This is a genomic window from Bacillus sp. ISL-77, from assembly GCF_018613105.1.
Map to the genome: position 1 here is coordinate 720 of NZ_JAGGQY010000003.1, position 12,671 is coordinate 13,390.

Sequence of the window (12,671 nt, forward strand, 5' to 3'; positions counted from 1 at the left end):
CCAATTGATGCAACATAGCTGAAATATTCCCTCTATGATAGGTTCCATGATTCACAACATGTAAGATCATTTCAGATAGACTTGTTTCTCTTAAACTTGCCCATGGATTATCCAGCATTATTCTCTTTTCTATATCCTCCTGACTTTCCAAAAAGGATTTAAACCGAGTTGATAAAGTGTGGAATTCCATTTCTAAGTCTTCAATGGGCAGTTTCTCTATCTTTTCTTGAAGTTGTAATGAAGATTGCATTGCTTCGTTCATATTCTGACCTTCGAGGATATTAAGCCATCCATAGTCCACTAAATAGATATGTGACAAAACCTTTGAAACAGAAGAAAAGACACTTTTCATTTCCTTTTGATATTTCTCAGGAGAAAGTGTCTTAAGATGATCAATAATCCGTTGATTTTCCCATACATGATAGTTATATAGATTTTCTACATGATTAACCATACAATCGCCTCCTTATCATCACATTTTTTAATATTCCTTATTAGAATGAATTATTCCTTTAAATATTATTACTTATCTGATGAGATCTTCAACTAAATGGCCCTTTACATAAAGAAAGAGCACAATTCTTGCTGCAGAATTGCTCCCTATTCTTGAATAAGAAATATGAATAATTCAATTAAATAATGATTTGTAGGAACATCGCCACCATCCTTCATAACCAATAGGGGTTTTATATTTTCAGTGACTCAAAGGAATTTTATTCACCTATTTACAAACCGACCTTCGGTATGTAAAAACACAATTTAAACTTAGAGGAACCGCATACTAATAAATTAGGAGGAAATTAATTGGATCGGGAATCAAAACGACAACAAACAAAACAGTTGCTTTTGGATGTAACCAAGGAATTGGTCCACGAAAAAGGTTGTAGTAAAATGACCTTAAGCAACATTATGGAACGTACTGGGCTTTCTAAAGGAGCTATTTACCATTATGTAAAGAGCAAGGATGAACTTCTGGCTATGGTGTTACAGGAAAGGATTGAAGATATCAACGATCGCTTCTTTGCCGAAGTAGAAAAGGGAAATAAGGAACTGGAGGGACCACTGGAAGAAATCCTTCAAAATTTACCTACCCTGCAAGATCCGCAAGATGCAACCAATCAAATCTTTATTTATTTGTTAGGACAGAACGATGAAGCTGTTCGCCATGTAATTCGCCAATTTTACGATCAGGCAGTCAAGCTGTCCAAACAGTGGATTGTAGTCGGTCAGCAGAACGGGGTCATTCCTTTGTCAGTGAATACGGATAAGACAGCTGAATTATTTATTTTGCTTTCGCACGGACTACGTATACGAAGTACCATTTCGACAGATTCATACGCATTCAATACAGACGATTTCTCGACATTAATAACCGACATTCTCCGTTAAAATAAAGAATAAAAGAAAAGGTGTGAACCACATGGAATTTCTGTTGTTTTTGCATGTGTTGGGGGCTGTTATTTTTTTAGGAAACATCATTACCGCGGCCTTTTGGAAAATAAGGGCTGACATAAAGGGAGACCCTGAATTGATTCATAACACCGTGAAAAATGTGATGTTGGCTGATTTCATCTTCACACTGCCAGGATTAATTTTAATCATTGTTTCCGGCATTCTAATGGCTGTTCAAGCAGGTTATTCAATGTCTGGTTTGAATTGGCTTACCCTTTCACTGATCTTGTTTGTCTTTACTGGAGTTTTATGGTTTTTACTATTGCTGCCCATACAGCGAAGCATGATTCGTCACAGCGCCCAATCAATAGAGGAAGGCGACATTTCTAAATCGTACCGGAAAGCATCTCGATATTGGGCAATCTTTGGGATTACAGCTACTTTATTACCTGTCATTATTTTGTATTTTATGATTATAAAAGGTTTTTAATGTAGAGGAGGGATACGAATGGCTCCATTTATTGTACTGATTGCATCATTTTTGTTTTTTCGTTTGATTGGTTTTTTAGAACTACCTTTGGGTGAATGGCAGACATCTTTACGCATTGCTGTTGCAGTCATGTTTTTATTTACAGGAATGGCTCATTGGGGAAAGAGACGCCCGGATCTTATTAAAATGGTGCCTCCTTCATTACCGAATCCGAGTTTCATCGTGACTATTACGGGTATTTTGGAGATTGTTGGTGCTTTAGGTCTGCTGGTACCGATTACTTCAAGAATGGCCTCGATCTGTTTGGCCATTCTACTGGTTGTTATGTTTCCAGCAAATATTCGTGCTGCAAAACTAAAGGTCAAAATTGGCGGAAAACCCACGTCCTCTCTGCTACCACGAACAATTCTACAAATAATATTTTTAACAGCTGTTCTCTTTGCTGGATTTTCTTTGTCTAGCCCATAGAGCAGCGAAAGAACGGTTAATTCTTATATACAAATAAAGATGTTTCTTTTAACGGTTAGCAGCAGTATATTTCCGTTGAAAAATACGGCTCATTCAAAAAAAAGAGTTGTTTACTTTTAAGAAATTCCTCTTGATTGAACCAAAAACATGTGACAAAAAGTTGTTTTAAATCCCTTTAGTCAACTATAGTGCCCTTTAATGGAATAACTAAAATATGGTCTCAATCCTAAAATCACTTAATTCTTCTTCAACGACCCGGTAGTTGAAGAAGAAAAAACACTATATAGCCCCCGCAATGTTTGCGGGGGTTAATCTACTTTATAAAGTAAAGATTTATTGAAAAAAACTATTCTTAAATTGAACAGCTGCAACATTTCTTCTTAAACTAACTCCCATTAGTAAAAAGAGTTCCTGCTTATTTCAGAAACGCGCCCGTTTGTTGAAGATCAATAATATTTTAATAACTTCTGAAGCTAACTAGCCATATTGAACTACCGTCGTTCGAGGCAAGCTAACAGACATCATTTCATCCCTTGGATATGGGCAGAAGAAGAAAAATGAAGTAGACGAGAAAAAGGTTGTCGCCATGTTGGAAAATGGCGAAATCACTCCTGAAGAAGCCATTAAGCTCTTAAAAGACGAATAGGGAGGAATTTACCATGAGAGAGGAAATTGCAAAAGTATTAACAATGGTCCAAGAAGGAAAAATTGATGCAGATAAGGGATCAGAACTTATCCAAGTATTAAAAGAAAAAGAAGAAGCAGGAAGTAAGCTAGTAGAAAAACCGACTAAATATTTAGATAAAACATTAAAAATTCGTGTGGTATCAGCTGAAAATGATAACGTCACGGTCAATTTGCCCATAAAACTTATCCAGGTAGTATTAAAGGCTGGACACAGCATCGCAGGGAGTATTCCTCAATCAGAAAAATATGTAAAGGATCTAGACATAAACCTGATTATTGAAGCAATGGAAAACGAATTGGATGGCCAAATTGTTGATGTTAAATCGGCAAACGGAGATACCGTTTCTGTCATCATTGAATAGTGAGTTGCTTATGCTGCATTTAAAAGTGAAAGCAAAAGACGTTCGGCTCACCATCCCCATTCCATATACCATTTTAAACATGGGTATATCCATTTTGTCTTCGAAATTGCTTCATCACCATGCAAACAAATGGACAAAAGAGCACTTCGAAAGAAAAAAACTGGACTTTACCATTCCACTGATAGACAAAGAAACGCTAAAACCAATCTTAAAGGAACTGAAAAATCATAAAGGGATCGTGCTGGTAGATGTCAAAGCTAAAGACGGTACTGAGGTGAAGGTTAGACTATGATGTTTTATAGATTACACCGGCCCAAGTGAAGATCAATCACTTGGGTCTTCCTAAAAAAGAAACTCACTAAAGACTGTCCCCTCTCACCTTTATGAAGTCTACATTTTCTTTTTCTACTTCATTTAAAGAGCCATCAAAGGAAGGGTCTGGATGATACCAAGACTTACTTGAAAAATATGTTTGCAGATCCTGTGATTTAAAGCCATACCCATGACGTGCATAGATTTCATTTCTGGCTAAACGCAGCTGCCCTTTTGTAAGATTAGCAATGTCTTCTTCACTCACCACCCTCTTATCACTAGCAGGCAAAATATGATCTGAAGAGGAAAGATTTGAACTTTCATGACTTTTTTCTTTTGTTGAAAGGTGATCATGACTAGATTGATCTTTATTTTCTACAGCTTTATCAAGAAAGAGGTTTTACGCCACTATTTGATAATATGAAACAGCGCGAGGCATCATTGCCTTAAACATAGATCCTATGGTGCTTTGCGCTTTTCTCTATTCATCAAATCCCAGCAAAATCTCTCTAATAGGTTCACTCACTAACCATTCGACTTAATTAGTACTATTAATTTTTTCAAGTTGCCCTTTTAATTCAACTAACTTGTTTTTTATAAAAGGATCGATCTCTTGAGGTAATTGATTAAAGCTAAAGAATTGGGCCTCTATTCCTTGATTCTTATCAGGAGTTATTTCTCCTTCGTAATCGGTACATAAATAACCAATGGCAACAGTATGATACTCGTCACCACTTTCCTCGACTCGATTGATTAATTCCTTGCCTGAATAGACACCGACTAATGCTAACGCATTTATTTTTACTCCTATATCTTCAAGGACATTTCGTGAAATACACTCTTCAACTGACTCATTTAACTGCAATATTCCACCAGGTACCCCCCAGGCAGTACCTGAATATCTACTCAATAAAATTTCTTGATCACGATTCACAATCGCTACACTCGGACGTACAATTATTAATGGAGAATTCCCAATCATTTTCCTGATAACTTCACAATAACCCATAGAGACTCCCCCATTGATAAGATTTTAATTAAAATAAACACCATCCCTGACTCCCTTTAACTTATAAGGGTCGGTTAGCTGTTCTCATGACTAATTTCCTTATAAGGATTTCCTTGCCCGTTTACTAGTAACTGCTGCAAACTGGTTAAATAGGAGCTCCATCCTCTTTCACAAACCCAATAACATTCTAGTTCTTCTGATAGCCCAATATGAGTAAAGTTTAATACGGAATTCCCCTCCGAAACTTCTTCCAATTCAAATCGAATGATGGTTCCTTCCCAGTCTCTTAAATTGCTGAATCCACTTGCCTCTGGATGCAGATATTCGGAGTCCAGAATACTGGTTAATAAATACTAATTTCTACAATAAAATCAAAATTCCTTTAATATTATAACAAAAACAGACAAAAAGCTTCCCTCTGCTCACCACTTTACAAATTCATTATTATATCTAGTGCGTGGCAGGGGATATTACCTTCTCAACAGGAATATTTTTATGTATAATGGAGATATAATAAAAAAGAGAGAAGTGTTGCTAGCACTCCTCTTCTGCAGCCTCTACCGCAGGGTGATGGTTGTCTAGGTTAATTATTATCAGAACCACCCTTTTGCTTGCGACGGCGTAGGGTGGTTTTCTCGTATTCTAGAACATTCTTCCGAAAAAATATGCACATACTTCCCGCGCAATTCCCTTCAGAATTTCTCGTAGAATTTCAAGAAATGTTTCCATGATTATCACCTCCTTTCCTAATAACGGAAAGAAGAGACAACCAACCACCCCAACAATATTCAGCTGCAACTCTATTCTTTCACTTTAAATCCATCTAAAAGACTATCAATCTTCGACAAAGTTCGGGGCGTGACATGCACGATTTAATCCAAATTTCAAAAAAATGTAACCTAATATTCAAAAAGATGTAAAGTAAATATGGGATAATGACTACTTCAAGAGTTTGTTAAAAAAGATCGAAACTCCTTCTTTTTCTGTTTAACCCTTTCAGAAACGGAAGAAGCGTCCATAATCTAATAGATACATATGAATATCGTGTAAATTAATTATTATTCAGCCTAGGTGGTGCAAAGTTTGGTACGGACGAGAAAGAAAAGAAAAAGAGTAAGATGGGGTAGATTATTTAACGCCCTCCTTCTCATAGGTATCTTTTTGGTTGGTCTTTTTACTGTATTTCAGTACATAGAAGGAACTATAAAAGAACTGAACCAACCACTTAAAAATGTTGAAGCAAAACATTCTTTTCAAGGGGAGAAAAATAAAAATGATGCAGTAAATGTTCTATTATTAGGAAGTGACTCCCGCGGAGAAAAACAAGCTCGAACTGATACGATCATGATTGCACATTATGATCAACACACTCATAAGGTGAAACTTATTTCCCTAATGCGTGATATGTATGTCTCTATACCTGGACATAAACCACAAAAATTAAATGCAGCTTATACATATGGAGGTCCAGAACTACTGAAGGAAACCATTAAAGAAAATTTCGGGCTAGATATTCATTATTATGCGATAGTCGACTTTAAAGGATTCGAAAAAGCGGTCGATCTCCTCGTTCCAAATGGAATTGAAGTAGACGTACCATATGAGATGTCTTCTGGCATAGGAATGAAGTTAGAAAAAGGAAAGCAACAACTGCATGGTAAAGAGCTGTTAGGATATGTCCGTTTTCGTCATGATCGTTTAAGTGACTTCGGACGGGTACAAAGACAGCAAGAAGTGATCTCAAAATTAAAAGAAAAAGCTGTAAGTCCACATATTGTGGTGAAACTTCCTGAGCTATTAGGTCTTCTAAAAACATACATCGATACAAATATTGATACTTACACACTTTTGACGATTGGAAAAGACATTTTGACTAAGAAAAGTGGAGACATAGAAACCATTCGAATCCCTGAAGATGGCAGTTTTCAAAATAAACGTCATGAAGAGATTGGTGAAGTATTAGAAGTGGACTTTCATCAAAATAAAGAGGCTCTTAAAAAATTTTTAGGAGGAGAATAGAATAATAGTGATTGGTCAAAGTGAAGGATCAAAAGTAAATAAATTATTCTAGCCTCGGATCTTAAGAAAGACCCAGAAACCACCTTTCCTCTACTATTAAGTAGAGGAAAGGTGGTTTCTTGTCTTTATCTTTCATTTTCAACAATCTAAAAACCTAGCAATCTTCGACAAATTCCGGGACGTGACAGGCACCTGGATAATTTATAACAGATGAAAAGAATGCTATGAGATGAAAATAAATACTTAATTTCTGCTGAAATCCGCCTCTTTTAATGGAACCATTTTTGTTTTGTTAACAATTTTATAGCCTAAATAACTCATTAGGAATAGAGGTAGTCCAATATAAGAAACCAACATACCATACCAGTCAACCTTAGCGCCGATAAATGCCCCATAATTTGTTCCAAGCATAGCGATTAAACATAATACTGTCGCCAAAATTGGACCTAATGGGAACCACTTTGCTTTATAGGGCAGGTCTTTGAAATCTTTTCCTTGTGCAACATAAGCTTTTCGGAATCGATAATGTGTAACCGAAATACTTAACCAAGATATATAACCAGCTAAACCAGCAGCATTTAATAGCCAAGAATAGACAGTTCCATCACCAAAAAGGGAGGTAAGGAAGCACAGCATCCCAACAAGGGTTGACATGTATAATGCGTAAATCGGAACACCGCCTTTATTTACTTTTTTCAAGAATGACGGAGCTTTTCCTTCTTCCGCTAATACCCAAAGGACGCGCGAAGCGGCGTATAAAGTGGAATTTCCTGCTGACAGAACTGAAGTAAGGATTACTGCATTCATGGCAGCAGCCGCAAAGGCAAGACCTGCATTTTCAAATACTAAAGTAAACGGACTCACTGCAATATTCCCTAAATCTGCGCTTAATAATTTGGGGTCGGTATAGCTGATTAAACATCCAATAATAAAAATCGCTATAACATAAAACAATAAAATTCTCCAGAAGATCTGTTTCACTGCCTTAGGTAAATTATTCTCAGGATTTTCACTTTCACCGGCTGTAATTCCGACAAGCTCCGTGCCTTGAAAGGCAAATCCTACTACCATAAATACACTAAATATGGATAACAAGCCGCCTTTAAATGGTGCTTCTCCTTTTGTGAAATTTTCAAAACCGCCAGTATGACCCTTCAATATTCCAAAGATCATTAATAATCCAACAACAATAAAGATTAAAATGGTTGCAACTTTAATCATTGAAAACCAAAATTCTGATTCACCGTAACCCTTAACGGATAAAAAGTTTAGGCCAAAAATAAGTATAAGGAAACCTGCGCTCCAAATAATACCTGGGGCATCGGGAAACCAATATTTCATGATCAATGCCGATGCTGATAATTCCAAAGCAAAAATAATCGCATTATTGTACCAATAGTTCCAACCAACAGCAAAACCCAGTGCAGGGTCGACAAACCTTGAGGTATACGTACTAAAAGAACCTGAAATCGGAATAAAAGATGCCATTTCTCCTAAGCTGCCCATGATAAAATATACCATTATTCCTGCAATTATATAGGCAGCTAAAGCTCCACCAGGACCAGCATCATGAATCGTGGTTCCACTGGCTAAAAATAACCCTGTTCCAATTGTTCCTCCGATAGCAATCATGGAAAGATGCCGTGTTTTAAGCTTTCTTTCTAAATGTCCTCCATACTTGTGTTCGGGTACTGTTTCTTGGGATTTAAGTGCAGTATTTTGCATATAACACCTCTTATCATTCTTATTTGTTTACTTTGTCCACTTGCTGAAGTAATTTTGACAGATTCATTGTTTTCAGACCTTCAGCAGATTTTTCAATATCTTTTGAGAATATACGGTCTTTTTTAATCGAAGGAACAATTTCTCTTCCTTTCTCATAAAGCCGTTTTGTTTGGCTTGCCATTTTTTCAACTCCACGGTATTCAACCGCCTGCATCGCACAAATGAACTCAATTGCGAGGACTCTTCTAGTATTCTGAATAATGTGATAAGCATGCCTTGAACCGATCGTTCCCATGCTTACATGATCCTCTTGATTCGCCGAAGAAGGAATCGAATCTACACTTGCTGGATGTGCTAGCGTTTTGTTCTCTGATGCAAGAGATGCGGCAACATATTGCATGATCATGGCACCAGATTGTAGTCCCGGTTCGGGGCTTAAAAAAGGCGGTAAATCATTTAACTGTGGGTTGATTAATCGTTCAATTCGTCTTTCTGATATATTTGCCATTTCCGCAACAGCAATTTTCATAAAATCCATTGCAAAAGCAATTGGCTGTCCATGGAAGTTACCACCGGAAATTACTTTTTCACCATCATCAAAAATTAATGGATTATCCGTTGCTGCATTCATCTCAATTTCTAATTTTTCTTTTACATAATCAAGTGCTTGCCACGTGGCACCATGAACTTGCGGGATACAGCGAAGGGAATAAGCATCCTGTACTCTCAATTCCCCCTGTGTCGTCGTCAATAAACTATCGCTTAGGTAACCTCGGATTCGTGCTGCGGTATCAATTTGCTGTTGATAACCCCGTGCGATATGAACCTCTTCAGCAAAGGCATCAATAATCCCATGTAATCCTTCAATGGTCATAGAGGAAATTAACTCACTTTGGTATGCGAGTTGTTCTGCTTCTAGATAACCGACAACTCCCATTGCTGTCATTGCTTGGGTTCCATTGATAAGAGCAAGGCCTTCTTTTGCCTCAAGTGTTACTGGGAAAATTCCTTCTTGCTGTAAGGCTTCAAGTGAATCCATTCGATTTCCTTTATAAAATACTTCTCCTTCCCCGATTAGCACTAACGCCAGGTGTGAAAGCGGTGCCAAATCTCCGCTTGCTCCAAGGGAACCTTGCTGCGGAATCACAGGGATAATATCCTTGTTTACTAAATCTAATAACCTTTCAATAACAAGCGGCCTAATTCCAGAATAGCCCTTTAAAAGTGCGTTAGCGCGAAGAAGAACCATTGCTTTTGCAACAACCTCTGGGAACGGCTCACCTACGCCGCAAGCATGTGAACGAATTAAATTAAGCTGAAGATCTTGAACATGATCTTTATTAATAAGGACGTCACTAAATTTTCCAAACCCTGTTGTAATCCCATAGACTACTTTTGATTCTGAAACTATTCTTTCTACTGCTTCCCGACTCTTTCTAGCAGCCTCCATACTCCTTTCTGAAGCGCTTACCTTCTGATTTCCGAATAAAATTTCCTTCATTTGTTTTAATGTTAAACTTTGACCTGTTAATGTTATCATTAACGTTCCTCCTCTAGCACTTTAGTATAATAAAGAAAGAGGCTGGATTCCGATTCCTATTAGAATTGGAGTCCAGCCTCTTTTATAACCATTCTTGAATATTGAACTATTTTTTTTCGCAGCCTCATGGGTAATCATTCCTTTATTCATATTCTATAATCCTATTGCTATGATAATTATTCTATGTAACGTAACCTTATCTGTCAACTAATTTTTCAGAATTTTAACACAATAATACTTTAGCACAATAGCAAATGAAAGACTGTCACCCTAAATTTTACATCGACTTCCATTTTCGTGAATTTCATCAACTAGTCGCGAGTAGTAATCTTCTATGATAAAAATATTACCCCTAGTCATTCAGCCATACACATACATCTATTGATTGAAGCGGGCGTGGGAGTAAAGAAGATTAAGCAGCGTTTAGGACATACAGACATTAACACAACCATGAATATTTACGCTCATATGAGCGCCAATAAGCAAGAAAAGGAATAAGTATATACCATTTTCTAAATCTCTCTGTTGTTTCTTTGTTCTCTTCTTACTCAATTAAATCCCCCCAATTCTAGCAAATACATCAATCATGATCGTTTTCATTTCAGCTAACACATCCATTCAACCATTTTCTACCAATAAGCACTCTACATATTCGACAAATGACGATAGAATTCTTCCTAATTAAACGTTTGATTGAAAGTGCCACAAACCCTTTAGAAAAAAGAACTTTAGCCTCGATACAAGAGAATTTCTTGTCGAGGAAAAGCTCTGCTTACTTCTCAAATACTACAAATCTAGCCAATAAAAATGGCTTTCTACAATCATCGACGGGTTCTTACAAGTTGGCATGTTAATCAAACGATTGTGTAAAAATAGGATAAATCCCGTTGTTTAAAGCTTTCGCTCTTGATTCAGGTAAAATAATTGTCGGTGATCGACCAGATTTTAATAGTTTATTCCTCCAGATTAGCAATAATAATCTTTTTCGTCTAAATACTGCATTCTTTGGCAAATACCTTGTTTTTCTCCCTTTACACAAACGATTGGTTAAAACTCGCCTCAGCACCCACCATGACTGGACTTATTGCTTCAAATGTGTGAAAAGACTGTCGGTCGCTGTCTCCAACCCTGCTTTTTGAAAAAGGGAACCCAAATGGGCAGCTGAATTAGGATTTCTCCCCAGTCAAATATGTGACCTTTTACTGAGTGCCCTCTAGTAACCTAGTTACAGAATAAATATAGATTTGTTATCAAAATCAGGTACTAACACCCCTTCAGGGGTTAAAGATGCAAAATGATATGAAAACTAGCTGAAATTGCAAAAATTGGCTTCAAAAATCACTTTTGACCCCCTTTTTGATGCGTTTCGTTACAAAATCGGCTCCAAAAGTGAATTTTGGTCGTTCGATTTACGCAGCCAAACCCGATATCGTTGAGGTGCTGGAATCGTTAACTTGACGATTGGAAGCACAACACAATGCGGTGGAAGGGTGTTTGAAATGGTAGGTTTAAAATCTGGCAATATCGAAGGATTTGAGCAGTTTTCACAATTTAGTTCGCTACAGGAATTGAATACCCATATCGAGATGTGGTTAGCGGCACATAAGCATGATTTTTCAAAAGGAGCACTGGTTGGATTGAAGCGGCTGGTTCGTTTTTCTGCCAAAATACCTGGCGTATGCAATGCGAAGATAGGGACCATTTTAAAAGCGATTCATCAAGAATACAGTGATCATGGAATCTCACGCTCTACCTTTAAACGAATGATTCACAAAGCAAAGGATTTGGGAATCCTAACGGTTTATGAAACAGAAAGAAAAAATGGTTCGCAGTCTAGTAACTTGTATTCGTTTAATCGCTTTCCTTCAAATGAACTACCTAAAGAGGAAATCTTGAACCACCCTAAAGAAACTAATAATCTTTTAAAAACTGAAAAAGATCAAAAGATAAAAGAACGTAAAGAAGAACCGTCCGAATTAGATCATACCTATGTAAGCGACCGAGTTCCACAGCCTTTTGTTCAGTTGGGAAAATGCTTCTTTCCTGAAGCAAAGATCATCGAGGAGTATTGGAAAATAGTGAAAATCACTGCCTATCAGCACCATTGGGAAAATGATCCCGAACTAATCCTAGATGTCGCCATCCAATCCTTTAAGCAGCTCATCAGGAAGCTGAAGTTCAACAGCCACATCAAAAATCCATTCGGCTATTTTTATGGAATCTTAGACCATAAGTTTTTAATACTTTATCGTGAAGCACTCGAAGAGAAGTTTGATTTGAATGATGAGGAAATTGTATTTGGTCAGGGGTTCAATTTGGAATTACCTTCCTCTTCCTGAGATAAGATTCAATAAATCACCATTTGTTTTCCAGAAAATGTCGCAATTTTCATAAATTATGTAGTAAGTGTCTGGTTTTATGTAGTAATTGTCTAGTTTAATGTAGTAAGTTCAAAAAAATATGTAGTAAGTATTTGAGGTTCGCGATAATTCCCAATTTTTATCCATCAAATGTCGTAAGTTTCATAAATTATGTAGTAAGTATTCGGTTTTATGTAGTAATTCTCCATAAATATGCAGTAAGTATCTAAGGTTTGCTTAAATAAAAATGGAGAGGAACCGAGAGCCTCTCCTCTTCAACTTCCAATGCAAAAATTCATAAACTCTC

General features: G+C 36.9%; 12 protein-coding genes and 2 pseudogenes. 9 read left to right on the forward strand and 5 right to left on the reverse strand.

What is annotated here, in order from left to right; genetic code table 11:
• On the reverse strand, positions 1 to 454 hold a 454-nt coding region (locus J7E77_RS01050), incomplete at its 3' end, for a DinB family protein (RefSeq protein ID WP_214711809.1).
• A 350-nt stretch (positions 455 to 804) separates the two neighbouring features.
• Between J7E77_RS01050 and J7E77_RS01055 the strand changes: the two genes are divergently transcribed.
• From J7E77_RS01055 to J7E77_RS01080, 6 genes and pseudogenes are all read left to right on the forward strand, one after another.
• Positions 805 to 1,389, forward strand: a complete 585-nt coding sequence (locus J7E77_RS01055; RefSeq protein ID WP_214711810.1) for a TetR/AcrR family transcriptional regulator — start codon at positions 805 to 807, stop codon at positions 1,387 to 1,389.
• A gap of 31 nt (positions 1,390 to 1,420) precedes the next feature.
• Positions 1,421 to 1,882, forward strand: coding sequence for a DUF2269 family protein (locus J7E77_RS01060; RefSeq protein WP_214711811.1), 462 nt, complete (start codon positions 1,421 to 1,423; stop codon positions 1,880 to 1,882).
• A gap of 18 nt (positions 1,883 to 1,900) precedes the next feature.
• Positions 1,901 to 2,350, forward strand: a complete 450-nt coding sequence (locus J7E77_RS01065) for a DoxX family protein (protein ID WP_214711812.1) — start codon at positions 1,901 to 1,903, stop codon at positions 2,348 to 2,350.
• Between the two features lie 499 nt (positions 2,351 to 2,849).
• Positions 2,850 to 2,996: pseudogene (locus tag J7E77_RS31915) on the forward strand (SHOCT-like domain-containing protein); the annotation flags it as partial.
• Positions 2,997 to 3,009: 13 nt separating this feature from the next.
• The gene (locus J7E77_RS01075; RefSeq protein WP_214711813.1) at positions 3,010 to 3,399 is read left to right on the forward strand and encodes an SHOCT-like domain-containing protein; all 390 of its coding nucleotides are present in this window, start codon (positions 3,010 to 3,012) and stop codon (positions 3,397 to 3,399) included.
• A 10-nt stretch (positions 3,400 to 3,409) separates the two neighbouring features.
• Positions 3,410 to 3,691 carry a hypothetical protein gene (locus tag J7E77_RS01080; protein WP_214711815.1) on the forward strand — a complete coding sequence of 94 codons (282 nt, stop codon included), beginning with the start codon at positions 3,410 to 3,412 and terminating at the stop codon, positions 3,689 to 3,691.
• 66 nt (positions 3,692 to 3,757) lie between these two features.
• Here J7E77_RS01080 and J7E77_RS01085 read toward each other — a convergent pair whose 3' ends face one another.
• Positions 3,758 to 4,000 (reverse strand): YARHG domain-containing protein, encoded by a 243-nt coding sequence (locus tag J7E77_RS01085; protein ID WP_251027956.1) that lies wholly within the window; start codon positions 3,998 to 4,000, stop codon positions 3,758 to 3,760.
• Positions 4,001 to 4,249: 249 nt separating this feature from the next.
• Positions 4,250 to 4,720, reverse strand: coding sequence for an NUDIX domain-containing protein (locus tag J7E77_RS01090; RefSeq protein ID WP_214711817.1), 471 nt, complete (start codon positions 4,718 to 4,720; stop codon positions 4,250 to 4,252).
• 1,074 nt (positions 4,721 to 5,794) lie between these two features.
• On the opposite strand from J7E77_RS01090, the gene J7E77_RS01095 reads away from it, so the two are divergent.
• Entirely contained in the window at positions 5,795 to 6,739 is a 945-nt protein-coding gene (locus J7E77_RS01095; RefSeq protein ID WP_308160332.1) for an LCP family protein, read from the forward strand.
• A gap of 243 nt (positions 6,740 to 6,982) precedes the next feature.
• On the opposite strand, the gene J7E77_RS01100 is transcribed toward J7E77_RS01095, so the two are convergent.
• Both J7E77_RS01100 and hutH read right to left on the reverse strand, forming a co-directional pair.
• Positions 6,983 to 8,464, reverse strand: coding sequence for an amino acid permease (locus tag J7E77_RS01100; RefSeq protein WP_214711821.1), 1,482 nt, complete (start codon positions 8,462 to 8,464; stop codon positions 6,983 to 6,985).
• A 19-nt stretch (positions 8,465 to 8,483) separates the two neighbouring features.
• Positions 8,484 to 10,004 carry a histidine ammonia-lyase gene (gene hutH / locus J7E77_RS01105; RefSeq protein ID WP_214711823.1) on the reverse strand — a complete coding sequence of 507 codons (1,521 nt, stop codon included), beginning with the start codon at positions 10,002 to 10,004 and terminating at the stop codon, positions 8,484 to 8,486.
• 339 nt (positions 10,005 to 10,343) lie between these two features.
• Between hutH and J7E77_RS30320 the strand changes: the two are divergent.
• Together J7E77_RS30320 and J7E77_RS01110 are read left to right on the forward strand one after the other, a co-directional pair.
• Positions 10,344 to 10,502: pseudogene (locus J7E77_RS30320) on the forward strand (tyrosine-type recombinase/integrase); the annotation flags it as partial.
• Between the two features lie 1,001 nt (positions 10,503 to 11,503).
• Positions 11,504 to 12,343, forward strand: a complete 840-nt coding sequence (locus J7E77_RS01110) for a hypothetical protein (RefSeq protein ID WP_214711824.1) — start codon at positions 11,504 to 11,506, stop codon at positions 12,341 to 12,343.
• Positions 12,344 to 12,671: the final 328 nt, after the last annotated feature.

Bases quoted from the DNA above. Each gene is read 5' to 3' on its own strand.
- J7E77_RS01060 (WP_214711811.1), top strand. From the start codon at position 1,421: ATGGAATTTCTGTTGTTTTTGCATGTGTTGGGGGCTGTTATTTTTTTA.
- J7E77_RS01065 (WP_214711812.1), top strand. From the start codon at position 1,901: ATGGCTCCATTTATTGTACTGATTGCATCATTTTTGTTTTTTCGTTTG.
- J7E77_RS01075 (WP_214711813.1), top strand. From the start codon at position 3,010: ATGAGAGAGGAAATTGCAAAAGTATTAACAATGGTCCAAGAAGGAAAA.
- J7E77_RS01080 (WP_214711815.1), top strand. From the start codon at position 3,410: ATGCTGCATTTAAAAGTGAAAGCAAAAGACGTTCGGCTCACCATCCCC.
- J7E77_RS01090 (WP_214711817.1), bottom strand. From the start codon at position 4,720: ATGGGTTATTGTGAAGTTATCAGGAAAATGATTGGGAATTCTCCATTA.
- J7E77_RS01100 (WP_214711821.1), bottom strand. From the start codon at position 8,464: ATGCAAAATACTGCACTTAAATCCCAAGAAACAGTACCCGAACACAAG.
- hutH (WP_214711823.1), bottom strand. From the start codon at position 10,004: ATGATAACATTAACAGGTCAAAGTTTAACATTAAAACAAATGAAGGAA.
- J7E77_RS01110 (WP_214711824.1), top strand. From the start codon at position 11,504: ATGGTAGGTTTAAAATCTGGCAATATCGAAGGATTTGAGCAGTTTTCA.